Annotated in this window: 21 protein-coding genes; 15 read left to right on the top strand and 6 right to left on the bottom strand. The window is 58.3% G+C overall.

The features are described 5' to 3' along the window. Positions 1–61: 61 nt before the first annotated feature. Positions 62–517 (bottom strand): DciA family protein, encoded by a 456-nt coding sequence (locus tag QK293_RS02780; RefSeq protein ID WP_008147416.1) that lies wholly within the window; start codon positions 515–517, stop codon positions 62–64. 307 nt (positions 518–824) lie between these two features. Between QK293_RS02780 and secA the strand changes: the two genes are divergently transcribed. The 4 genes from secA to QK293_RS02800 all read left to right on the top strand — a co-directional run bounded on the left by secA (position 825) and on the right by QK293_RS02800 (position 6551). Beyond that, positions 825–3560 carry a preprotein translocase subunit SecA gene (gene secA, locus QK293_RS02785; protein WP_282375465.1) on the top strand — a complete coding sequence of 912 codons (2736 nt, stop codon included), beginning with the start codon at positions 825–827 and terminating at the stop codon, positions 3558–3560. A gap of 121 nt (positions 3561–3681) precedes the next feature. Then, the gene (gene argJ / locus QK293_RS02790) at positions 3682–4899 is read left to right on the top strand and encodes a bifunctional glutamate N-acetyltransferase/amino-acid acetyltransferase ArgJ (protein WP_282375467.1); all 1218 of its coding nucleotides are present in this window, start codon (positions 3682–3684) and stop codon (positions 4897–4899) included. A gap of 72 nt (positions 4900–4971) precedes the next feature. Next, positions 4972–5604, top strand: coding sequence for a glutathione S-transferase family protein (locus tag QK293_RS02795; RefSeq protein WP_282375469.1), 633 nt, complete (start codon positions 4972–4974; stop codon positions 5602–5604). Further along, the gene (locus QK293_RS02800; RefSeq protein ID WP_282375470.1) at positions 5601–6551 is read left to right on the top strand and encodes a Nudix family hydrolase; all 951 of its coding nucleotides are present in this window, start codon (positions 5601–5603) and stop codon (positions 6549–6551) included. The genes QK293_RS02795 and QK293_RS02800 overlap by 4 nt, the downstream gene beginning before the upstream one ends. Before the next feature lie 41 nt (positions 6552–6592). On the opposite strand, the gene QK293_RS02805 is transcribed toward QK293_RS02800, so the two are convergent. From QK293_RS02805 to QK293_RS02815, 3 genes are read right to left on the bottom strand one after another with little or no spacing between them, the layout of a single operon-like run. Beyond that, on the bottom strand, positions 6593–7174 hold the full coding sequence (locus QK293_RS02805) for a cob(I)yrinic acid a,c-diamide adenosyltransferase (protein WP_282375471.1): 582 nt from the start codon (positions 7172–7174) through the stop codon (positions 6593–6595). A gap of 2 nt (positions 7175–7176) precedes the next feature. After that, entirely contained in the window at positions 7177–9213 is a 2037-nt protein-coding gene (locus tag QK293_RS02810; protein ID WP_282375472.1) for an ATP-binding protein, read from the bottom strand. Between the two features lie 45 nt (positions 9214–9258). Then, complete coding sequence (locus QK293_RS02815; RefSeq protein WP_282375473.1) at positions 9259–10176, bottom strand: putative 2-dehydropantoate 2-reductase; 918 nt, start codon at positions 10174–10176, stop codon at positions 9259–9261. A 141-nt stretch (positions 10177–10317) separates the two neighbouring features. On the opposite strand from QK293_RS02815, the gene QK293_RS02820 reads away from it, so the two are divergent. Together QK293_RS02820 and QK293_RS02825 are read left to right on the top strand one after the other, a co-directional pair. Then, a complete protein-coding gene (locus QK293_RS02820) occupies positions 10318–10803 on the top strand; it encodes a YajQ family cyclic di-GMP-binding protein (protein WP_282375474.1) in 486 nt (161 codons plus the stop codon). Positions 10804–10941: 138 nt separating this feature from the next. Beyond that, positions 10942–11784: a mechanosensitive ion channel domain-containing protein gene (locus QK293_RS02825; RefSeq protein WP_282375475.1), complete on the top strand. Its 843-nt coding sequence runs from the start codon at positions 10942–10944 to the stop codon at positions 11782–11784. A 75-nt stretch (positions 11785–11859) separates the two neighbouring features. Here the strand turns inward: QK293_RS02825 and QK293_RS02830 are convergent, their stop codons facing one another. Next, complete coding sequence (locus QK293_RS02830; RefSeq protein WP_282375476.1) at positions 11860–13206, bottom strand: OprD family porin; 1347 nt, start codon at positions 13204–13206, stop codon at positions 11860–11862. Between the two features lie 917 nt (positions 13207–14123). Between QK293_RS02830 and QK293_RS02835 the strand changes: the two genes are divergently transcribed. Both QK293_RS02835 and QK293_RS02840 read left to right on the top strand, forming a co-directional pair. Next, positions 14124–14549, top strand: a complete 426-nt coding sequence (locus QK293_RS02835; protein WP_282375477.1) for an HIT domain-containing protein — start codon at positions 14124–14126, stop codon at positions 14547–14549. A gap of 3 nt (positions 14550–14552) precedes the next feature. After that, positions 14553–14759 (top strand): SlyX family protein, encoded by a 207-nt coding sequence (locus tag QK293_RS02840; protein ID WP_056741397.1) that lies wholly within the window; start codon positions 14553–14555, stop codon positions 14757–14759. Between the two features lie 61 nt (positions 14760–14820). Here QK293_RS02840 and QK293_RS02845 read toward each other — a convergent pair whose 3' ends face one another. After that, entirely contained in the window at positions 14821–15423 is a 603-nt protein-coding gene (locus tag QK293_RS02845) for a cold-shock protein (protein WP_282375479.1), read from the bottom strand. A 582-nt stretch (positions 15424–16005) separates the two neighbouring features. Here QK293_RS02845 and QK293_RS02850 point away from each other — a divergent pair. The 7 genes from QK293_RS02850 (at position 16006) to ruvB (ending at position 21919) form a co-directional block, all read left to right on the top strand. Then, complete coding sequence (locus tag QK293_RS02850; RefSeq protein ID WP_282375480.1) at positions 16006–16344, top strand: ribbon-helix-helix domain-containing protein; 339 nt, start codon at positions 16006–16008, stop codon at positions 16342–16344. A 136-nt stretch (positions 16345–16480) separates the two neighbouring features. Then, positions 16481–16702: a zinc ribbon domain-containing protein gene (locus QK293_RS02855; protein WP_010208103.1), complete on the top strand. Its 222-nt coding sequence runs from the start codon at positions 16481–16483 to the stop codon at positions 16700–16702. A 121-nt stretch (positions 16703–16823) separates the two neighbouring features. After that, positions 16824–18599 (top strand): aspartate--tRNA ligase, encoded by a 1776-nt coding sequence (aspS, locus tag QK293_RS02860; RefSeq protein ID WP_282375481.1) that lies wholly within the window; start codon positions 16824–16826, stop codon positions 18597–18599. Positions 18600–18724: 125 nt separating this feature from the next. Further along, positions 18725–19471, top strand: coding sequence for a YebC/PmpR family DNA-binding transcriptional regulator (locus tag QK293_RS02865; protein WP_282375482.1), 747 nt, complete (start codon positions 18725–18727; stop codon positions 19469–19471). A gap of 127 nt (positions 19472–19598) precedes the next feature. After that, positions 19599–20123, top strand: coding sequence for a crossover junction endodeoxyribonuclease RuvC (gene ruvC, locus QK293_RS02870; RefSeq protein WP_059406065.1), 525 nt, complete (start codon positions 19599–19601; stop codon positions 20121–20123). A gap of 116 nt (positions 20124–20239) precedes the next feature. Beyond that, positions 20240–20857 carry a Holliday junction branch migration protein RuvA gene (gene ruvA, locus QK293_RS02875; protein ID WP_282375483.1) on the top strand — a complete coding sequence of 206 codons (618 nt, stop codon included), beginning with the start codon at positions 20240–20242 and terminating at the stop codon, positions 20855–20857. Then, positions 20858–21919 (top strand): Holliday junction branch migration DNA helicase RuvB, encoded by a 1062-nt coding sequence (gene ruvB, locus QK293_RS02880; protein ID WP_282375484.1) that lies wholly within the window; start codon positions 20858–20860, stop codon positions 21917–21919. The last annotated feature ends 102 nt before the right edge of the window (positions 21920–22021 follow it).

Consider the following 22021-nt stretch of genomic DNA (forward strand, 5'->3'; position numbering starts at 1 on the left):
GGGCGCCAAAAGCTTCGCGGGCAAGTCGGATCGCCGCCCGCTCGCTCCTACAGGATTTGTGTCAGGTTTTGGGTTTGGCGTGCGCCGCCAGGCGCTCCAGAGCCGCCCGCAGATTCGGATCGCTGATTCCATCGGCCGTGGCCTGAATGGTCGCGCCTGCGTCCGTCGACAAACTGATGGTATGGCCAGCCGCCCCTTGCTGAACGGTCGGTGGCTGAACCTTGAACAGAATCCGCGTCAAACTGGCAAATTCATCAAACATCTGCAATTGCCGCTGCAGACGCTTTTGTTGATAACGCAGGCGGGTTGCCCAATGACCGTCGGTCACTATCAGCAACAAACTGCCTTCGCGCCACGACGCCACATGGCAATGCTCGCGGGCAGCGGGCTGCAATTGGCTTTCCAGCAGACGTTGTAAATGACCCAGGCGCTGAGCGTGGCCGAAGATGGCTTTCAGCGGTTTGGCTTCGCGAAGCAGAACGGCGGGTGCTCTGGCCGTAAGAGGGCGAAATGCCATGATCAGACACCTGAAGTAACAGAGCCGCCATGGTAGCAGAAAGCACCACAGGCACCCGACCCATTGCTTTGCGAACGCTTTACCCATTAAATCAACAAGTAACTTGTGCCGTGAATGGCTTGAAGTTCAGTAAAAAGCCCTTATTTTAAGTGAGCCCCGTCACAGCGCTGTGCCAGCATCGTGGAATAACGCCACTTTCCTCACCATCGTTTCCGGGTAGAATGCTCGTTCGCATGCGGCCATGAGGGCTGCACGGGCGACTCACGGGGCCGCCCTCCATCCCTTTAGTGTGGAAGATCCTGCCGATATGTTTGCGCCTTTGTTAAAGAAACTTTTTGGAAGCAAGAACGAGCGTGAAGTCAAACGCATGCTCAAGACGGTGCAACTCGTCAATGCCTTCGAAGAGCAAATGGTGGCCCTTTCGGACGATCAATTGCGTGCCAAGACAGATGAGTTCAAGGCCCGCATCGCCAAAGGGGAAACCCTCGACAAACTGCTGCCAGAAGCCTTTGCGGTCGCCCGCGAAGCCGGTAAGCGCGTCATGGGTATGCGCCACTTCGATGTCCAGCTGATCGGCGGCATGACCTTGCATGAAGGCATGATCGCGGAAATGCGTACTGGTGAAGGCAAGACCCTGGTGGCAACACTGGGCGTTTACCTCAACGCGCTGTCCGGCAAGGGCGTGCACGTTGTGACGGTGAACGACTACCTGGCACGTCGTGACGCCAACTGGATGCGTCCGCTCTACGAATTCCTCGGGATGACGGTCGGCGTGGTGACGCCGTTCCAGCCGCCGGAAGAGAAACGTGCGGCCTATGCTGCCGACATTACCTACGGCACCAACAACGAATACGGTTTCGACTACCTGCGCGACAACATGGCGTTCAGCATGGAAGAAAAATTCCAGCGCGAACTCAATTTTGCCGTGATCGACGAAGTCGACTCCATCCTCATCGACGAAGCCCGTACCCCGCTGATCATTTCCGGTCAGGCTGAGGACAGCTCCAAGCTGTACATCGAGATCAACAAACTGATCCCGCAGCTGGAATTGCACGTCGAAGAAGTCGAAGGCGAGGTCACCAAGGCTGGCCACTACACCGTGGACGAGAAGACCCGTCAGGTCGAACTCAACGAAGCCGGTCACCAGTTCATCGAAGACATGCTGACCCGCGTTGGTCTGCTGGCTGAAGGCGAGAGCCTGTACTCGTCACATAACCTTGGCTTGCTGACCCATGTTTATGCCGGTCTGCGTGCGCACAAGCTGTTCCATCGCAACATCGAATACATCGTGCAGGACGGTCAGGTTGTCCTGGTCGACGAACACACCGGTCGTACCATGCCGGGTCGCCGTCTGTCCGAAGGCCTGCATCAGGCTATCGAAGCCAAGGAAAACCTGAACATTCAGGCCGAAAGCCAGACCCTGGCCTCGACCACGTTCCAGAACTACTTCCGTCTGTACAACAAGCTGTCCGGCATGACCGGTACCGCTGACACCGAAGCGTTCGAATTCCACCAGATCTATGGTCTGTCGGTGATGGTTATCCCGCCGAACAAACCGCTGGCGCGTAAAGACTACAACGACCTGGTGTTCCTGACCGCCGAAGAGAAATACGCGGCGATCATCACCGACATCAAGGAATGCATGACCCAGGGCCGTCCGGTGCTGGTGGGTACTGCCACCATCGAAACGTCCGAGCACATGTCCAATCTGCTCGAGAAGGAAGGCATCGAACACAAGGTCCTGAACGCCAAGTTCCACGAAAAAGAAGCTGAAATCATCGCTCAGGCCGGTCGCCCGGGTGCGCTGACCATCGCCACCAACATGGCCGGTCGTGGTACTGACATCCTGTTGGGCGGTAACTGGGAAGTGGAAGTCGCTTCGCTGGAAGACCCGACCCCTGAGCAGATTGCCCAGATCAAGGCCGACTGGCAGAAACGTCACCAGCAAGTGCTGGAGTCGGGTGGTTTGCAGGTGATTGCGTCCGAGCGTCACGAGTCGCGCCGTATCGACAACCAGTTGCGTGGTCGTGCCGGTCGTCAGGGCGACGCCGGTTCCAGCCGTTTCTACCTGTCGCTGGAAGACAGCCTGATGCGCATCTTCGCCTCTGATCGGGTGAAGAACTTCATGAAGGCCCTGGGCATGCAGCCGGGTGAAGCGATCGAGCACCGCATGGTGACCAACGCCATCGAGAAGGCTCAGCGCAAGGTTGAAGGCCGCAACTTCGACATTCGCAAGCAACTGCTCGAGTTCGACGACGTCAACAACGAACAACGTAAAGTGATCTATCACATGCGTAACAGTTTGTTGGCCGCCGACAACATCGGCGAAACCATCGCCGACTTCCGTCAGGACGTGCTTAACGCAACCGTCAGCGCACACATTCCACCGCAATCGCTGCCTGAACAGTGGGACGTGGCCGGTCTGGAAGCGGCGTTGCAGAGCGACTTCGGTGTGGCGTTGCCGATCCAGAAATGGCTCGACGAAGACGACCACCTGTACGAAGAAACCCTGCGCGAGAAGCTCATGACCGAGCTGCTGGCCGCGTACAACGAAAAAGAAGAGCAGGCGAGCGCCGAAGCGCTGCGCACCTTCGAGAAGCAAATCGTTCTGCGTGTGCTCGACGACCTGTGGAAAGATCACCTGTCGACCATGGATCACCTGCGTCACGGCATCCACTTGCGTGGTTATGCACAGAAGAACCCGAAGCAAGAGTACAAGCGCGAGTCCTTCACGCTGTTCTCCGAGCTGCTGGATTCGATCAAGCGCGACTCGATCCGTGTACTGTCCCACGTCCAGGTTCGCCGCGAAGATCCGATCGAAGAAGAGCAACGCTTGCGTCAGGAAGCCGAAGCACTGGCGGCGCGCATGCAGTTCCAGCACGACGAAGCACCGGGTCTTGAGCAACCGGAACTGCTGGGTGAAGAGGTCGATGTCGCCCTTGCCACCGCTCCGGTACGCAACGAACAGAAGCTGGGCCGTAACGAGCTTTGCTATTGCGGTTCGGGCAAGAAGTTCAAGCATTGCCACGGGCAGATCCAGTAAAACCCGTTTCATACGCTGAAATACCCGCGCCGCGACCGGCTTATGCCGTCGCGGCGTTTTGCCATTTAAACCACCGTTCTTCCTGAAAGCGGTGTTGACATCATTATTAAGGAGCGCATTCATGGCTGTTGGTCTTGGTCCTTTGCCAACGTTGCACCCGGTTGCCGGTTTTGAACTCGGTATCGCCTCGGCTGGCATCAAGCGCCCAGGGCGCAAGGATGTCGTGGTCATGCGCTGTGCCGAAGGTTCCACGGTCGCTGGCGTGTTTACCCTGAACGCCTTTTGCGCCGCTCCCGTGATCCTGGCCAAACAGCGTGTTCAAGGTCCGGTACGTTATCTGCTGACCAATACCGGCAATGCCAACGCCGGCACCGGTGAACCAGGCCTTGCCGCCGCCGAGCGCACGTGCGCCAAACTGGCTGAGCTGACCGGCGTCGACGCCAGCCTGGTGCTGCCGTACTCCACCGGTGTCATCGGCGAGCCGCTGCCGGTCGAGAAAATCGAAGCCGCGTTGCAAGCGGCTATCGACGACCTGTCGGTCAACAATTGGGAAGCTGCCGCCACCGGCATCATGACCACCGATACCCTGCCCAAAGGTGCCAGCCGCCAGTTCCAGCATGACGGCGTGACCATCACTGTCACCGGTATCAGCAAAGGCGCGGGCATGATCCGCCCGAACATGGCGACCATGCTCGGCTACATCGCCACCGACGCCAAAGTCGCCCGCGACGTGCTGCAGAACCTGCTGCTGGACGGTGCCAACAAGTCGTTCAACCGCATCACCATCGACGGCGACACCTCGACCAACGACTGCTGCATGCTGATCGCCACCGGTCAGGCGGCACTGCCGGAAATCACTGCAGCCAGCGGTGATTTGTTCGCCAAGCTGAAACAGGCCGTGTTCGAAGTCTGCATGGACGTGGCCCAGGCCATCGTTCGTGACGGCGAAGGCGCGACCAAGTTTGTGACCGTTGAAGTCAACGGCGGCGGCAATCACCAGGAATGCCTGGACGTCGGTTACACCGTGGCTCACTCGCCGCTGATCAAAACCGCACTGTTCGCCTCGGACCCGAACTGGGGCCGCATTCTGGCTGCTGTGGGTCGTGCCGGCGTCCCGGATCTGGACGTGAGCAAGATCGACGTGTTCCTCGGTGAAGTGTGCATCGCCAGCCGTGGCGCTCGCGCATCGACCTATACCGAAGCCCAGGGCGCGGCCGTGATGCAGCAGGAAGAAATCACGATCCGTATCGAACTGGGACGCGGTGATTGCAGCGAAACCATCTGGACCACCGACCTGTCCCACGAATACGTGAAGATCAACGCCGAATACCGCACGTAACCACTGTCGGTGGGAGCGGGAAAAACCGCTCCCACCGTGAGTGACATTTCCTTTTTGCAAAGGCGCCCGAACATGAGCCTCCACCTGATCATCGGCGACAAACTGCTTTCCTCTTGGTCCCTGCGCGGCGCGTTGGCCCTCGATCTGGCCGGCGCCCCTTATACCGAAGAACTGATCAAGCTGAACCAGCCGGACACCCGTGAGCGTCTGCTCAAGCACTCGCCGACCGCGAAAGTCCCGCTGCTGAAAACCGAACACGGCACCATCGCCGACTCTCTGGCGATTGCCGAGTATCTGGCAGAGCAGTTTCCCGACGTCGGCCTCTGGCCCAAAGACACCGCCGCCCGCGCCCAGGCCCGTTCGGCCTGCGCGCAGATGCACAGCGGTTTCTTCGCCATGCGCGGCAACATGCCGTTCGACCTGAGCCACGATGCTGCATTGTCACCGACACCGGCTGATGTCCAGGCCGACATTGAGCGCATGTTGGCGTTGTGGGTTGAGTGCCGCGCTGCCGCCACCGAAACCGGTCCGTTCCTGTTTGGTGGCGCGACCCTGGTCGATGCCTTCTTCGCACCGATCGCCGTGCGCCTGCGCACCTATCAGGTGAGGCTGCCCGCAGCGGACGCGGCCTACGTCGAAACCATCTATCAATGGCCAGCCTTCAAGGCCTGGCAGAAGGCGGGTCTGGAGGAAGTAGAGCAGTGAAACGAGTCCACGTAGCGGCCGCTGTTATCCGTGATAGCAGTGGCAAGATCCTCATCGCCCGCCGTGCCGACACCCAGCACCAGGGCGGCCTGTGGGAATTTCCCGGCGGCAAGGTCGAGGCAGACGAGTCCGTGACAACGGCTCTTGGCCGTGAGCTTCACGAAGAGTTAGGCATTGTCGTCGATGTCGCGCGACCGCTGATCAAGGTTCAGCACGACTACCCGGACAAACAGGTGTTGCTGGACGTTTGGGAGGTTTCGGCCTTCACCGGCGAACCTCACGGCGCCGAAGGCCAGCCTTTGGAATGGGTCGCGCCCCGTGATCTGTTGAATTACGATTTCCCGGCGGCCAACCAGCCGATCGTCGCTGCTGCACGTTTGCCTGCCGAATACCTGATCACCCCCGAAGACCTGGAAACCCCGGCCTTGCTGCGAGGTATTCAAAAAGCCATTGCTGGCGGCATCAAGCTAATCCAGTTGCGGGCACCCAACGGCTACGATCCTAAGTACCGCGATCTGGCGGTGGACGCAGCGGGGCTGTGTGCTGGCAAGGCGCAGTTGATGATCAAGGGGCCGTTCGAGTGGCTGGGAGATTTCCCGTCCGCCGGTTGGCACATCACCTCCGCGCAACTGCGCAAGTACGCGGCGGCTGGTCGCCCGTTACCGGCGTCTCGCTGGTTGGCGGCGTCCTGTCATAACGCTGAAGAGCTGGCGTTGGCCGAGCAGATGGGGGTGGATTTCGTGACGCTGTCACCGGTGCAACCGACCCGCACTCATCCGGATGCTCAACCGTTGGGCTGGGAGCAGGCTGCGACCCTGATCGAAGACTTCAGCAAACCGGTGTTCTTGTTGGGTGGTGTCGGCCCGGCGGAGCGGCGCAAGGCTTGGGCCGCCGGGGCTCAGGGGGTGGCAGGGATCCGGGCGTTCTGGCCTGATTCTTTGGTGTAGCCACTGGTCCCTTCGCGTGCAGGCGGTCTGACAGCCGCCGATTAAACCTCTGGTTTCGCCGCCGGTTGCCAAAGGATCTCGGCAATCCCCTGGCGCTTGGCAATCAACCGCGCCACCACAAACAATAAATCCGACAGCCGATTGATGTACGCCAACCCAACCCCGGCCAACGGTTCCACCGCATTCAAATGCTGACACCGCCGCTCCGCACTGCGCGCCAGGCTTCGGCACACATGGGCCTGGGCAATTAACGCCGATCCCCCCGGCAGGATGAAATTCTCCAACGGCCCCAACTCTTCGTTCCACACATCGATCGCGGTTTCCAGACGTTCGATTTCTGCCGCGTTCAGCGCTTGGTACACCGGCATCGCCAACTCGCCGCCCAGATCAAACAACCGATGCTGGCAGGGCGCCAGAACCTCGATCACTTCGTTCAAACCCGGATACTCGCTACTTTGCGTCGCCAACCCGGCCAGTAGCACACCCACCTGGCTGTTCAGCGTATCGACCTCGCCAATGGCTTCGATGCGCGGATGGTCCTTGGGCACGCGGCGGCCGTCGCCCAGCCCGGTTTCGCCTGTGTCGCCGGTGCGGGTGTAAATCTTCGACAAGCGAAAGCCCATGGTTACCTCGATAGCTGATTGAGTTCTTGAGAGACGAGCGGCGTGCCCGCCAAGGGAAGGCGCAACGTGAAACACGTGCCTTGGCCCAGGGTCGATTGCACTTCCATCTGACCCTTGTGGTTGTTGGTAATGATGAAATACGAGACCGACAGACCAAGGCCGGTACCCTGACCGATTTCCTTGGTGGTGAAGAACGGCTCGAAGGTGCGTTTGCGCACGCTTTCGCTCATGCCGATGCCGTTGTCCTCAACCTGGATTTCCGCCCAGGGCGGATTCAGTTTGGTGCGCAGAATGATTCGTCCCGGCTCGCGGTCGTCCTCACGTTGGTGAATCGCCTGAGCGGCGTTTTTCAGCAGATTGAGCAGCACTTGCTCCAGTTCGTTCGCAGTGCCAGGCACCGGTCCCAACGCTGGATCGAACTGGCGAATGATCGCCTGCCCTTTGAAGTCGAAACCGATCGCCAGGTCGAAGTCGTTGCCGGCGATTTCCACCGCCTGATCGATCAGCGCCGGCAGGTCGCACGGGGCCATTTGCCGGGTACTGCGGCGGCTGAAGCTGAGCATATGGGTGACGATCTTCGCCGCTCGGGCACCTGCTTGTTGGATGCCATCGAGCAACTGCGGCACTTCCCGCGCTTGCAAGTACTGGTTGACCGTCGAAAGCGCGATGCCGACCTGCTCGGCCTGTTCGAGGTTCTTCGGGAGATCGGGGGACAGGCGTCGGCGGATGTTTTGCACGTTGTGCAGGATCGCGCCCAATGGATTGTTGATCTCGTGGGCCATACCCGCGGCGAGGCCACCGACCGAGAGCATTTTTTCCGACTGCACCATCATTTCTTCCAGGGACAGGCGCTGAGTGATGTCGTCAATCCGGATCACCACACCGCGCCCGGCACCACCCATCAGCGGGTAGAACGTCAGCGCGTAGTGCTTGGGTTCTTCGTCCTTGAGCCACGTCACCCGCTCGATTTTGGCCACCGTGTGTTGCTCGACGGTTTGCTTGAGCTGTGGCAGAAACGGCTTGAGCGGTTCGAAGGCGAGGAAAATCGGCTGATTCAAGGCTTCGTCGAGGCGCGTGCCAGACAGGGCGCTGGCCTCCTGATTCCACTGGGTCACGTAAAGCTGCTCGTCGAGGGCGATCAGCGCCGACGGCATGGAGTCGATGATGCTGTTGAGGTAGTTCTGGAAACCGGTGAGTTTCTTCTCGATCTTGCTGCGCACCTGGACTTCGAGTTCCAGTTTGCGATTGGTATGGCGGGTTTCTTCGGCCAGGCCCTGGGCTTGGTCATAAGCGGCCTGGGAATCGTCCCGGGCCCGTTTGAGTTGCTGCTCACGGGCCTCGATCCGCGAGAGCATGGTGTTGAACGCCTCGGCGAGACTGCCGATTTCGTCGTGGTTGCCGCGGGAGGCGCGCAGGGCGTAGTTCTCTTCGCGGGTCACTTGCCGGGACAACTCTTCGAGCTGGTGGATCGGCCGGGTAATCAGGCGTTTGATCTGCCGGGCAATCACCAGCCATAGCAGCACGCTGAAGATCAGAATCCCGAGGCTGGCGGTGAGGGTGCCGGTATAGAACGCCATCGGCAGTTCGCTGCTGGCGACCAGTAACAGGTGGCCGGGCGCGGTGCCGGGGCGGGGCAGGGTGATCACTTGATTGCTGCGAAACTCGGTGGCTTGCCAGGATTCGATGTGCCGGTAACGTTCTGGCAGGTTCAGCTTTTCGCCATGCTGCAACTGCGCCAGACGCTCGCCCTTGCCGTTATAAAGGGCCGCCGCGCGCAGCGGTGAATAGCTGTTGAGTTCATTGAGCAGGCGTTCGGCGCTTTGCGGTGACTGCAACGCTTCCGACACCAGGCTGGGGTTGGACACCAGTCGGCCAATGGTCTGCAAGGCCTGAGGTGCCATGCTTTCCTGGGAAATGTAGTACGCGGCGCTGATAAAGGTCAGGTTGGCGACCAGCAGGACGGTGGTCAACAGCACCAGCAGGGCGGCCAGCAATTTCTGGCCGACCGGAAGGTTTTCAAGTCGCTGGCGCAATAGCATCAGGTTCATCGCTGAATAGGAACAAGTGGCCAGCGTAGCCGCTGCTCAGTCGCTGGGCAATCCAAGGCTGTGCAGATGGGCGATCAACCTTGACTTAAGCTGATTGAGGTGCGGCAGGTTCAACTGATGCCTCGCGGCGACTTTACACGCATGGCCCAATAGATAGCTGATCTCGGTCCGGCGCTGGTTCGCGACGTCCTGGTACATCGAAGAGTAATTGGCGGCGGTCGCGTGAATCACCCGTTCGACTTCTTGTTGAAGGTCCTCGGCCGCTGCTGGCTGACCGCATTGCTCAAGTAACTCGGTCAGTTCGACGCAGAGGGTGGCGACTTCGCAGTGGTGTTCCTGTAAGCCGCCATTACGGCAATCATGCAGTACGGTCAGCGGATTGATCGCACAGTTGAGTGCCAATTTCCGCCACAGCCTTGTCAGAATGTCGGTGCTCCACTCGTGGGGAATACCGGCGGCGCTCACGTCATCCAGCCAGATTGGCGCCACGGGATGCCCGGCATCCCCCAGCCAGGTGTAACCGTGGCCGGCGAACACCACGCGCCAGTCGCCATCGCGAAAGGCGCCTTCGGTGCTCGACGCGCTGATGCAGCGTGCCTGCGGCACCTGCGCCGCGACGGCGTCCTGGCTGCCAAGACCGTTCTGCAACAGAATCAACTCGGCGCCGAGGGCGAGGCGAGGTGCCAGTTGGGCTACGGCCTTCTCGGCGTCGTAGGCTTTGCAGGCCACCAGCAGGCGGTTGATCGGTTCACGGCTGTCAGGTGTCTCGGCGGGCACCGGATAACACCGCACTTCATCGTGTTCGACCAGCGTCAGCCCGCCCGCCGCCTCATACGCTTGCAAGCGCGCAGCGTCCCGCACGATTAGCCTGACCGGCACAGTTGCCCGCGCCAGACGCGTGGCCCATAAGGTGCCGAGGCTGCCGGCGCCCAGAACATGCCAGGTGGTGGACATCAGCTTTTTGCTCTGTTTATCGCGCGCATGGGAGGCTCGCAGTGAATGATGGGAAAGACCCGTTATAATCAGCGCGGATTTTAACCGCAAGCCAGGTGTGCTCCATCGTGATCGAGCATGCCCTTTTATTGGAGAGATTACATGCCGTCGTTCGACGTGGTATCCGAACTGGACAAACACGAAGTCACCAACGCGGTCGAGAACGCCGTCAAGGAACTCGATCGTCGTTATGACCTGAAAGGCAAAGGCACCTTCGAGTTCAAGGAAAAGGACCTGACCGTCAACCTGACCGCAGAAGCCGATTTCCAGCTCGAAGCGATGATTGAGATCCTCAAGCTGGCCTTGGTCAAGCGCAAAATCGACGTGCAGTGCCTTGAAGTCAAGGATGCCTATGCGTCGGGCAAACTGATGAAGCAGGAAGCGGTCCTCAAGGAAGGCATCGACAAAGAGATGGCGAAGAAAATCGTCGCTCATGTCAAAGACGCCAAACTTAAGGTTCAAGCTGCCATTCAGGGTGAGCAAGTGCGCATTACCGGCAAGAAGCGTGACGACTTGCAGGAAGCTATTGCGGCCTTGCGGGCCAAGGAATTCGGGATGCCGCTGCAGTTCAACAACTTCCGCGACTGACCTTTGAAGCGGGGACCTCTCGGCGTTTTTGGCGTCCGAGGCCCAAGCAACGGCAGAAATGATCGAGCCTATAAGGGTTCGATCTTTCTGCCGCTTATATTTTTGCGTGCCGGGTAGCCGGAAATCAGGAGAAAGTTGATGGATTTGAATGCTGAAGTAGACAACCTGGTCAAGGCGTCTCAAGCCTGGCTTCCGATGATCATGGAATACGGCAGCCGCGTGCTGCTGGCGATCCTCACCCTGGCCATCGGCTGGTGGTTGATCAGCAAAGTGGCACAAAAACTTGGCGGTCTGCTGGCGTTGCGTAATGCCGACCTCGCGCTGCAAGGGTTCATCAGCAGTCTGGCGAACATTATTCTCAAGGTTTTGCTGGTAGTCAGCGTGGCATCAATGATCGGCGTGGAAACCACTTCGTTCGTGGCGGCCATCGGTGCGGCGGGTCTGGCCATCGGTCTGGCCTTGCAGGGCAGCCTGGCGAACTTCGCGGGTGGTGTGCTGATTCTGTTGTTCCGCCCGTTCCGCATTGGTGACTGGATCGAAGCCCAAGGTGTTGCCGGCACGGTCGACAGCATTCAGATCTTCCACACTGTGCTGCGTACCGGCGATAACAAAACCATCATCATGCCTAACGGCAACTTGTCGAACGGCATCATCACCAACACTAACCGTCAGCCGACGCGCAAAGTTGTGTTTGATGTGGGCGTTGATTACGAGGCGGATCTGCAAAAGGCCCGTAACGTATTGCTGGACCTGGCCAAAGACGAGCGTATTTTGGCTGACCCGGCGCCGCAGGCAGTGATTTCTACTCTGGGCGACAGTTCGATTACTGTTTCCCTGCGAGTGTGGGTCAAGACGGCGGATTACTGGGATGTGTTGTTCATGTTCAACGAACAGTCCCGTGATCGTTTGAAAACGGCTGGTATCGATATTCCGTTTCCACAGCGGGTTATTCGAGTGGTTCAGGAAGCTGCGGTGCAGTAAGCAACAAACAGGCAACAAAAAAGGCCCATCCGAAGATGGGCCTTTTTTTGATTACCGCGAACTAGCTTTCGGTAATTACAGAACCGAAATCGGGTAGTCGACGATCAGACGGAACTCGTTGATATCGCCTTCAGCCTGGTCGGTATTGGCGCGGTGCCATGCCTGACGAATGCGGAAGGACAAATCTTTCGCAGGGCCGGTCTGAACTACGTATTTGGCTTCGAGGTTGGTTTCGTGGTGCTTGCCATCTGCGCCATAACCATAGGAGGCGTATGGGCTGTCGGCGTCCATTTTGGTGCCGTCGATATCCCAGCCTTTAGCGTAACGGGTCATGAAGCTCAAACCAGGTACGCCGTACTCAGCCATTTTCAGGTCATAACGAACTTGTACAGATTTTTCGTTTGGAGCGTTGAAGTCAGAGTACTGGATGGAGTTGGCGAGGAAGATCGAGTCGCCGCCACGGTTGTTATCGCCCACACCGACGTAGTCGAACGGGGTGTCGCCGTTAACTTTCTGGTAGGCGAGAGTAACGGTGTGAGCCTTCAGGAACGAATAAGCGGCTGCCAGCGAGTACGTGGTGTTGCTGATGTCGCCCGCTTTGGCGCTACCGGAGTCGGTAGTGCGGTAGATGTTGCCGTCCAGGTTGACCGACTGATCGCTACCCATTGGAATGGTGTAGTTCACGTTGGAGTAGTACTGGTTCCAGATGTCTTCGAACTTGGCACCGTAGAGCGAGACGCTCAGATTGTCGGTAACGCCGTACTTGCCGCCGGCATAGTCCATGGTCTTGCCGGTAACAGGGTCCGAGGAGGTGCTCGCGTATTGCGAATGCAGCTCACCGTCGCTGTTCATCTCGTCCTGGCTGGAGGCCGAGTAGAAGTGACCGGCTTCCAGGTCCAGGTTTTTGACTTCGCTGCTCTGCAGTTGGAAACCGGTAGCGGTTTGAGGCAACAGACGGGAACCGCCGACAGCGAACACTGGAGAAGTGCTTGGCTGCATCTCGCCGAACTTCAGTTCAGTCTTGGACACGCGAACTTTGACGGCTGCACCGGCTTTGCCGAAGCTGTCGCTGTTTTCGCCTTCGCTGTTGGTTGACAGGTTGCCCGAGCCGGAAAACTTGTCGCGGGCGTCCAGTTTGATGCCCAAGTAACCGAATGCGTCAACACCTACACCGACAGTACCTTGGGTGTAACCGGAGCTAAATACACCGTGGAAACCCTGGGTCCAGTCTTTGTCATCGACTGCACGGTCTTTCTTGTCACGGTTAAAGTAGTAGTTGCGAAGTAGCAAGTCGAATTTTGCGTCTTCAACAAAACCTTTGGCTTCGGCTTGGTCGCCTACGAAAGGTGCGGCTGTTGCCAATTGAGTACTGGCTGCTGCTGCAACTGCCAGTGCGATCATGCTCCACTTCATCACGCGCATCGTGATTTGCTCCTTTGGTTTTAGAAGAGTACTGCCGTCCCACCTGATTTATTATCTGGGCGGCTCTTTCTTTATTGTGTTGGCGCAAACTTATATCACGCCGGCCATGTTGGCGATACTTGCGCATCTAACCTTTCAGCTTCTTTACGACCCTGTCGCAAAAAGCTTGGTAGATGTCGCAAATTTACAGCCCCCGACGCAAGCGGACTGACAACTTTTAGCGTTGTTTTCCAGGGCTTGAGCATCGGTAAAAAGAGTCCCTGGTGAAACGCTTGAATCTCCATAGGGCAACCCTGCCACTGTTATTATTTGCCTTAAGGCTTCCACTTCCAGCGGACGCTTTAGAGGCGATGTGGGTGTGAATGCAACAAGCGTGCACAAATCAGAATCCTGCCGGTTTTTTTTCTGAAAGCCTGCCTGTCGCTGTAAAAACCTCATAAAACCGGGGTGCTCAAGCACGTTTTGTTCGGGCTTGACGCCATGGTTCGCATCGTGTTGCACCCTTACAGCCGACTGCATGACAACCCAAAACGTTACCGGTTCACCCCACCAGTGAGTAAATGGCGGATGCCTGAGCGAATCAGCGTAGACGCACTGTGCGGTTTTGGTGCAAATAATTTTTATCGCTGTACTGAATTCATACAGTGCGCCCGTTTGCCAAACACGAACGCTTCATTGTTTATCAGTCATTTCGGCGTTTTTTGTGTGGGTGCTGGTTCTGTAATGGTGCGTCCTGATCGAAAACGACTCATGTCGGGGGGCGAGTCCAGTCGTTTGTAGGTCCTGAGGTGGCTTCGACAAGGGTTCGTCGTGAAGCGTACGACGTTCGCAGGTATGCTGCCGTCCTGTCGCTTGGTGCGCCGTCTCTCGGGATGGGCGCTAAGCTGAAAAATGATGACCAGGCGGGAGTGCGCGCAGTGTTCGCTTTAGATCCACGACTTCAACAAGACACGTTACCGATCGGGGATTTCCCGCTCTGCCGGTTGCTGCTGTCCAATGATTCGAACTACCCCTGGTTCATTCTGGTGCCACGTCGCGAGGATATCAGTGAGATATTTCAGTTGGGTGTCGCAGATCAACAGCAGCTGTGGCACGAAACGACCGCACTGGCGGAAATGCTCAAGGACTCGTTCGATGCGGACAAGCTGAACGTCGCGGCCCTGGGTAACGTCGTCAGTCAGTTGCACATGCATGTGATTGTGCGCAAGCGTGAGGACGCCGCCTGGCCGGCTCCGGTCTGGGGTAAACACCCAGCCAAGCCTTATAGCGCAGAGCAGATCGCGGCGATTCGCGAACGGTTGCGTCTGGTTTTAACCGATGATTTCACGTTTCTGGAGGGTTGAATCATGAGCCTGGAAGATCGCGTTACCGATCTGGAGAGTCAGTTGGCGTTTCAGGATGACACCATCCAGGCATTGAGTGATGTGCTGGCGACGCAGCAGCGTGCAGTTGAGCGTCTGCAGTTGCAAATGGCGGCATTGCTCAAGCGGCAAGAAGAAATGGCTGGCCAGTTCGAGACGTTTGAAGAAGAAGCGCCACCGCCGCATTACTAAATGGCATGTCATAAAAAAACCGCGAACAGCCAGGCTGTTCGCGGTTTTTTTTAGCCTTGAATCAGCGGCGCGGCAGTGCGGCGATCACATCTTCGGCTTGCAGGCCTTTGTCACGATTCATGACGGAGAACTCCACGCGCTGGCCTTCGACCAGGACGCGATGACCTTCGCCACGAATGGCCCGGAAATGCACGAAAATATCATCGCCGGAGTCACGGGAAATAAAGCCGAAGCCTTTGGAGGTGTTGAACCACTTGACGGTGCCGGTATCACGGTTGGTCATGTCATAGCTTGGCGAGGCGGCGGCCGGTGAGGATTTGTAGAAGCTGATGGCCAGGTGCAGAAGAACGGCAATCAGTGCAGCGACCAGGCTGAACAGAACGGCAGGTTGACCGGCAATGACAGGCATCGGCGCGATCAGCGTCAGGGTTTGCAGGACGACGGTCAGAACCAGCAGGGCGCTGACCAGGTTTTGCAGCTGATGACGCGGGCCTTTGTTCCAGTAGGGGATAACAGGAGCGAGGGTGAGGTTGAGCAGGCCGAAAAAGGCCAGGTACAGCGCATCGGGTTGTTGCAGGTAAGGTACAGCTTCGGATCGCAGGCTAGGGATGAAGGACAACAGCAAGGCTGCTGCGCCCATTAGCAGGTGGACAATTTTCAACATTTTGAGTAACTCACGTTAAGACGGATCACAAGGAAGAGCTGATTGAGTACGGTTCGCTTCAGAACAATAAGAGGCGGTGGACACGTACCCGGTACCAGCCTATGCGCGTCCCCCGGAAAATAGGCGGTAGCGACACACTGCCTATTTAACAGCAAAGCCTGCGGCTACTCAAATCAGGCAGTCCAGCGGTGCACCGAGGGTCGATTTATTGCAGGCAACCGGATAGTCCGGGGTCGATTCGATTGCCGAGCGAATTCGTGCTCGCGGATTTCCTGCCCTGCGTGGATGCTGCGGTCCCTGCTGGACCCGTCACAAGGTCGGTGCGCGGATGGCGTCCATGAGGTGTTGTTCGCGCCCTGTCGTCTCGTCCCTTTAAATGCCTTTCTGTTGAATGATATTGCGCCTGGGAGTGTAGGAAATTGTCTGGAGTAGGACGGTCTCCATGATCGCCCTTCAGTTGTTGGCTTATCCTACGTTGATGGTCATAAAGTCATCTGGATATAACTTTGCGCCTGCGTTTTTATAGAGCAACAGCTTGTTGCTCTTACAAAAAAGCAAGGATGACAAAGGAGTGTCAACGATATGGTTTACGAAGGCAGGCGAAGCGAGGGGATGGGCTGTCCAGCCAAGGATGTAAGGATCGATCCATTTGTCAGCGAATTTGATATGGGCCTGGCCCAGCCTTTATCCCGGTCAGTGCGGCTGAATGGCTTTGCAACCTGTTTGCGGCTTGAACAGGTCTACTGGGATATTTTGGGTGACATGGCCAAGGTCAACTGCTGTACGGTCAGTGCGCTGTTGTCCCATGTGGACCGCGAGGTGCATTTGCGTCACGGCGGGGTCAAGAACTTCACCGGGCTGGTGCGGGTTGTGTGCGTTGTGCATAGCCTGAAGGAAGGCGGCTGCGTCGCCATGCCCTAGCCACCGCGGTGGAATGGGCAGAGTGTCGGTCTGTGCAGTCTTACGGCTGCACAGGCTGCATTTAATGGATATAATCCCGCTCTTTGCCGCAAAACCCAGCGTGTGCGGTAGCAATCTGATCGCCGAGACAACCCCCATGCCGATGTACGACTATCAATGTGCTTCCTGTGGTCATCAGTTGGAAGCCATTCAAAAGATCAGCGCAGCACCGCTGGTCGACTGCCCTGCCTGCCAGGCGCCAGAGCTTAAGAAGATGCTGTCCATGCCGGGCTTCCGCCTCAGCGGCAGCGGCTGGTACGAAACCGATTTCAAGACCGGTTCCAAGAAGAATCTGGCCGGCGGCGACAAAGCTGACTAGGGTCTTGAACCTGAGTTGAACGACACGTGCGAGCTCTTGCATCATCCGGCGCCTTTCTCAAGGGCGGGCTGCTGCAGGATCTCCAACCGAATTTCGAATTACGAGAAGTGAAACCACTACCATGATGCGCAGCCATTATTGCGGCCAACTGAACGAAAGCCTGGAAGGCCAGGAAATTACCCTTTGCGGATGGGTCCACCGTCGTCGTGACCACGGTGGGGTGATTTTCCTCGATATCCGTGATCGTGATGGTCTGGCCCAGGTGGTGTTCGACCCGGACCGCGCTGAAACCTTCGCCGCCGCCGACCGCGTGCGCAGCGAGTACGTGGTCAAGGTCACCGGCAAGGTACGCCTGCGTCCGGCCGGTGCCGGCAACGCCAACATGGCGTCGGGCATGATCGAAGTGCTGGGCTACGAGCTGGAAGTATTGAACGAAGCGGAAACCCCGCCGTTCCCGCTCAATGAGTTCTCCGACGTCGGCGAAGAAACCCGCCTGCGTTATCGCTTCATCGACCTGCGTCGTCCGGAAATGCTCGAGAAGCTGCGTCTGCGTTCGCGCATGACCACCAGCATCCGTCGTTATCTGGACGAGAACGGCTTCCTCGACGTCGAGACGCCTATTCTGACCCGCGCCACCCCGGAAGGTGCTCGCGATTACCTGGTGCCGAGCCGTACCCACGCCGGTTCCTTCTTCGCCTTGCCGCAATCGCCGCAGCTGTTCAAGCAACTGCTGATGGTTGCCGGCTTCGATCGCTACTACCAGATCGCCAAGTGCTTTCGCGACGAAGACCTGCGTGCCGACCGTCAACCTGAATTCACTCAGATCGACATCGAAACCAGCTTCCTCGATGAAAAAGACATCATCGGTATCACCGAAGGCATGATCCGCAACCTGTTCAAGGAAGTGCTGGATCTGGAATTCGGTGAATTCCCGCACATGACCTTCGAAGAAGCCATGCGCCGTTACGGTTCCGACAAACCAGACCTGCGTAACCCGCTGGAACTGGTGGACGTTGCCGACCAACTGAAAGAAGTCGACTTCAAGGTGTTCAGCGGCCCGGCCAACGACCCGAAATGCCGCATTGCCGCCTTGCGCGTTCCTGGCGGGGCGAGCATGCCGCGCAAACAGATCGACGACTACACCAAGTTCGTCGGCATCTACGGTGCCAAGGGCCTGGCGTACATCAAGGTCAACGAGCGCGCGAAGGGCGTCGAGGGGCTGCAATCGCCTATTGTCAAAAATATCCCTGAAGCCAACCTCAACGTGATCCTCGATCGTGTTGGCGCGGTCGATGGCGACATCGTGTTCTTCGGCGCCGATAAGTCGAAGATCGTCAGCGAAGCGCTGGGTGCACTGCGGATCAAGGTCGGCAACGACCTGGACTTGCTGACCTGCAAGTGGGCGCCAATGTGGGTTGTCGACTTCCCGATGTTCGAAGAGAACGACGACGGCAGCTTCACTGCCTTGCACCACCCGTTCACCGCGCCGAAGTGCACCCCGGAAGAACTGGAAGCCAATCCGGCGACCGCTCTGTCCCGTGCCTACGACATGGTCCTGAACGGCACCGAGCTGGGTGGCGGTTCGATCCGTATCCATCGCAAGGAAATGCAACAGTCGGTGTTCCGTCTGCTGGGTATCAGTGAAGCGGAACAGGAAGAGAAATTCGGCTTCCTGCTCGACGCCCTGAAATACGGCGCGCCGCCGCACGGTGGTCTGGCCTTCGGTCTGGACCGTCTGGTGATGCTGATGACCGGCGCCCAGTCGATCCGTGAAGTGATCGCCTTCCCGAAAACCCAGAGCGCCGCTTGCGTCATGACTCAGGCACCGGGCGTTGTAGATGCCAAGGCACTGCGCGAACTGCACATTCGTCTGCGCGAAACGCCTAAAGCAGAGTAAGGCTGGCCAGAAGGGCGCATCTTCGGATGCGCCCTTTCTTTTATAGGCAAGGTCGAGATTTTTGTTTGCCGGCTGGCGTGTCATGGCGCGGCGGGCAATGTTTCAAAGAAAATTCGGAGCGAGTTATGGCGGGTCATTCCAAGTGGGCGAACATCAAGCACCGCAAAGAACGTCAGGATGCCAAGAAGGGCAAGATTTTCACCAAGTGGATTCGTGAACTGACCGTTGCTGCCCGTCAGGGCGGTAGTGATCCGGGTTCTAACCCGCGTTTGCGTCTGGCGCTGGACAAGGCCCTTGGCGCGAACATGAGTCGCGACATCATTGATCGCGCGGTCGCCCGCGGCGCCGGTGCTGCCGACACCGACGACATGGTCGAACTGACCTACGAAGGTTACGGCCCTGGTGGTGTCGCGGTGATGGTCGAGTGCATGACCGACAACCGCAATCGCACCGCAGCCGCTGTTCGCCATGCGTTCAGCAAGTGCGGCGGCAACCTCGGCACCGACGGTTCGGTGGCATATCTGTTTGAGCGCAAGGGGCAGATTTCCTTCGCGCCAGGCGTCGATGAAGACGCGCTGATGGAAGCGGCGATGGAAGCCGATGCCGATGATGTGGTGACCCACGAAGACGGTTCCATCGACGTGTTCACCTCGTTCGCTGGTTTCTACTCGGTGCGAAACGCCCTGGAAGCGGCCGGTTTCAAGGGCGATGACGCGGAAATCGTGATGCTGCCGACCACCAGTGCCGAGCTCGATCTGGAAGGCGCCGAGAAGGTTCTCAAGCTGACCGACATGCTTGAAGACCTGGATGACGTGCAGAACGTTTACTCCAACGCGGACATTCCAGAGGCAGTCGCCGCACAGCTCGGTTGATTGATCTGCAATACTCTTGAAGCCGGAAGTGCAGGCCGTGATGAACTCACCGCCACGCACGTCCGGCTTCTGCCTTTACGCCGTGCAAGTGTTTGCCGGCGGGCATCATTTTGAAGCTGCAGGCGTTATGACTTTAATCCTTGGTATCGACCCCGGTTCGCGCATCACCGGTTATGGCGTGGTGCGTGATACCGGGCGTGGCTGTGTGTACGTGGCGTCGGGCTGCATTCGCACAGGTTCCGGCGAGCTGCATGAACGCCTGCAAATCGTCTATCGCGGCGTACGCGAAGTTATCCAGACCTACGGCCCGGTGACCATGGGCATCGAAAAGGTCTTCATGGCGCGCAACGCCGACTCTGCGCTGAAGCTTGGCCAGGCCCGCGGCGCCGCTATCGTTGCCGGTGCGGAAGAAGCCCTGGAGATCGCGGAGTACACCGCAACCCAGGTCAAGCAGGCGGTGACCGGAACCGGCGCGGCGAACAAAGAACAGGTGCAGATGATGGTCATGCACATGCTGAAATTGACCAGCAAGCCGCAAATCGATGCCTCGGATGCCCTGGCCATTGCCATTTGCCATGCTCACACCCGTTCCAGCCTGTTGCCCCATGGTCTGGGCACGGCACGCAGTCGTGGCGGGCGCCTGCGTCTCTGATAGCATCAGCAATCATTTTTTATGGAATGAGGGTTTTGCGCCTGTGTCGTCGGCGCAAAACCCTTGCTCTGTCAGTCGCCAGCTGCTGAGCTGGCCAACGCTCAAGGATCTGAAACGTGATTGGACGCTTGCGCGGCACTCTGGCTGAGAAACAGCCGCCGCACCTGATTCTGGATGTAAACGGTCTGGGGTATGAGCTGGAGGTGCCCATGACCACGCTTTATCGCTTGCCGTCGGTCGGTGAACCGCTGACCTTGCACACCCATTTGGTCGTACGCGAAGACGCGCAGTTACTCTATGGTTTCTTCGGCAAGCGCGAGCGAGACTTTTTCCGCGAGTTGATCCGTCTCAATGGTGTAGGACCGAAATTGGCCCTGGCCCTGATGTCGAGCCTCGAAGTCGATGAACTGGTCCGCTGCGTGCAGTCCCAGGACACCTCGGCACTGACCAAGGTGCCGGGCGTGGGCAAGAAGACTGCCGAGCGTTTGCTGGTGGAACTCAAGGATCGCTTCAAGGCGTGGGAGACTGTACCGACGATGTTCGCCCTGGTGCCAAACCAGCCAGGTGGGCCAGATGCGCCGGCTCCAGTCGCCACCGCCGAAAATGACGCAGTCAGCGCGCTGATCTCCCTGGGCTACAAGCCGCAGGAGGCCAGCAAGGCGATTTCTGCGATCAAGGAGAAAGGTTTGAGCAGTGAAGACATGATTCGTCGTGCCCTGAAGGGAATGATCTAAGTGATTGAAGCTGACCGTCTGATTACCGCCACGCCTGGCCCTCGTGACCGCGAGGAAGTCCAGGACCGGGCGATTCGTCCTGTCAGCCTGGCCGAGTACATTGGCCAGCCGACCGTTCGCGAGCAAATGGAGTTGTTCATCCAGGCGGCCCGTGGGCGCAATGAATCCCTGGACCACACACTGATTTTCGGCCCGCCGGGCTTGGGTAAAACCACCCTGGCCAACATCATCGCCCAGGAAATGGGGGTTTCGATCAAGAGCACTTCGGGCCCTGTGCTTGAGCGCCCGGGTGATCTGGCTGCGCTGTTGACCAATCTTGAGCCACACGACGTATTGTTCATCGACGAAATCCATCGGCTCTCGCCGATCGTCGAAGAAGTGCTGTACCCGGCCATGGAAGATTTCCAGCTCGACATCATGATCGGCGAAGGGCCGGCCGCGCGCTCGATCAAGCTTGATCTGCCGCCGTTCACCTTGGTCGGCGCGACGACGCGGGCCGGGATGCTGACCAATCCGCTGCGCGACCGTTTCGGGATCGTCCAGCGCCTGGAGTTCTACAACACCGCTGACCTGGCAACGATTGTCAGTCGTTCGGCGACTATCCTCGGCTTGCCGCTGGACCCGGAAGGCGCCTTCGAAATCGCCCGTCGCGCCCGTGGTACGCCGCGAATTGCCAACCGCTTGCTGCGCCGGGTTCGAGATTTCGCCGAAGTTCGTGCCAAGGGACACATCACCAAACCAATCGCCGACCTGGCGTTGAACCTGCTGGATGTCGACGAACGTGGCTTCGATCACCAGGATCGACGCCTGCTGTTGACCATGATCGAGAAGTTCGACGGCGGGCCGGTCGGGGTCGACAGCCTCGCCGCAGCCATCAGTGAAGAGCGCCACACCATTGAAGACGTGCTGGAGCCGTACCTGATCCAGCAGGGCTACATCATGCGCACACCCCGGGGGCGGGTGGTGACGCGGCATGCGTACCTGCACTTCGGTTTAAACATTCCGACACGTATGGGCGAGATGCCCGTGGTAGACGAGTTCCTCGATGCCGTGGACGATTAATAACCTTTGCGCGCTGATTTTTCGGAGTTTGTGCGGTCCCAGGACCGTACTTTCGCCAGAAAGCCGTGAATCAATGAAAAACAGTTGCCTGGCCGGATTGGC

Origin of the sequence: Pseudomonas sp. AL03, from assembly GCF_029960815.1 — a bacterium.
Classification (GTDB): Bacteria; Pseudomonadota; Gammaproteobacteria; order Pseudomonadales; family Pseudomonadaceae; genus Aquipseudomonas.

What these genes read in the sequence shown, in the direction of transcription:
- QK293_RS02780 (WP_008147416.1), bottom strand. Translation starts at nt 517, where the DNA reads ATGGCATTTCGCCCTCTTACGGCCAGAGCACCCGCCGTTCTGCTTCGC.
- secA (WP_282375465.1), top strand. Translation starts at nt 825, where the DNA reads ATGTTTGCGCCTTTGTTAAAGAAACTTTTTGGAAGCAAGAACGAGCGT.
- argJ (WP_282375467.1), top strand. Translation starts at nt 3,682, where the DNA reads ATGGCTGTTGGTCTTGGTCCTTTGCCAACGTTGCACCCGGTTGCCGGT.
- QK293_RS02795 (WP_282375469.1), top strand. Translation starts at nt 4,972, where the DNA reads ATGAGCCTCCACCTGATCATCGGCGACAAACTGCTTTCCTCTTGGTCC.
- QK293_RS02805 (WP_282375471.1), bottom strand. Translation starts at nt 7,174, where the DNA reads ATGGGCTTTCGCTTGTCGAAGATTTACACCCGCACCGGCGACACAGGC.
- QK293_RS02810 (WP_282375472.1), bottom strand. Translation starts at nt 9,213, where the DNA reads ATGCTATTGCGCCAGCGACTTGAAAACCTTCCGGTCGGCCAGAAATTG.
- QK293_RS02815 (WP_282375473.1), bottom strand. Translation starts at nt 10,176, where the DNA reads ATGTCCACCACCTGGCATGTTCTGGGCGCCGGCAGCCTCGGCACCTTA.
- QK293_RS02820 (WP_282375474.1), top strand. Translation starts at nt 10,318, where the DNA reads ATGCCGTCGTTCGACGTGGTATCCGAACTGGACAAACACGAAGTCACC.
- QK293_RS02825 (WP_282375475.1), top strand. Translation starts at nt 10,942, where the DNA reads ATGGATTTGAATGCTGAAGTAGACAACCTGGTCAAGGCGTCTCAAGCC.
- QK293_RS02830 (WP_282375476.1), bottom strand. Translation starts at nt 13,206, where the DNA reads ATGCGCGTGATGAAGTGGAGCATGATCGCACTGGCAGTTGCAGCAGCA.
- QK293_RS02840 (WP_056741397.1), top strand. Translation starts at nt 14,553, where the DNA reads ATGAGCCTGGAAGATCGCGTTACCGATCTGGAGAGTCAGTTGGCGTTT.
- QK293_RS02845 (WP_282375479.1), bottom strand. Translation starts at nt 15,423, where the DNA reads ATGTTGAAAATTGTCCACCTGCTAATGGGCGCAGCAGCCTTGCTGTTG.
- QK293_RS02850 (WP_282375480.1), top strand. Translation starts at nt 16,006, where the DNA reads ATGGTTTACGAAGGCAGGCGAAGCGAGGGGATGGGCTGTCCAGCCAAG.
- QK293_RS02855 (WP_010208103.1), top strand. Translation starts at nt 16,481, where the DNA reads ATGCCGATGTACGACTATCAATGTGCTTCCTGTGGTCATCAGTTGGAA.
- aspS (WP_282375481.1), top strand. Translation starts at nt 16,824, where the DNA reads ATGATGCGCAGCCATTATTGCGGCCAACTGAACGAAAGCCTGGAAGGC.
- QK293_RS02865 (WP_282375482.1), top strand. Translation starts at nt 18,725, where the DNA reads ATGGCGGGTCATTCCAAGTGGGCGAACATCAAGCACCGCAAAGAACGT.
- ruvC (WP_059406065.1), top strand. Translation starts at nt 19,599, where the DNA reads ATGACTTTAATCCTTGGTATCGACCCCGGTTCGCGCATCACCGGTTAT.